This is a genomic window from Pantoea sp. BAV 3049 (genome assembly GCF_009765445.1).
GTDB lineage: Bacteria > Pseudomonadota > Gammaproteobacteria > Enterobacterales > Enterobacteriaceae > Erwinia.
This window is the reverse complement of record NZ_WHOY01000031.1, coordinates 6,930-7,332: the sequence shown is the minus strand read 5'-3', so window position 1 is coordinate 7,332 and position 403 is coordinate 6,930. Positions and strand designations below refer to the sequence as shown.

The following is a 403-nucleotide window of genomic DNA, read 5'->3' as shown; positions in this document are numbered from 1 at the left end:
GTCCCGTCAGGGCTGTGGCGTGGGCGGTGAGACCGACAGCGTCTACAACAAGGCGTCTGACGAGGAGAAGAAGCGTATTCCGCGTAACCGTAATCTGACGTGGGATACGTTCAGCCGGCTGAACCAGTTCTTCAGCAACGACCGCGAGCTGAAGGAATTCATCATGTCGATGGTCGGCACCGTTATTTACGATGCGAAGGGCAATCCGTCATTCCTGGCACCGCGCGGGGGCAGCGAAGCGATGTTCAACACGCTGCTGAACGGCGGTACCGAGAAAATCTACTGCTGCAACGATAACGATACCTGCCTGCAGCCGACCGTCTCTGAGCTGACGCTCTCTGAGAACGAGGGCATGACGGCAAAAGTGCGCGACATGCTGAACGATATCTTCCAGAAAAGCACC

At 56.8% G+C, this 403-nt stretch carries 1 protein-coding gene; it reads left to right on the top strand.

What is annotated here, in order from left to right; all coding sequences use genetic code 11:
* A partial coding sequence (locus GSQ70_RS00755) for a conjugal transfer protein TraH (RefSeq protein ID WP_199257200.1) occupies positions 1–403 on the top strand: 403 nt, incomplete at both ends.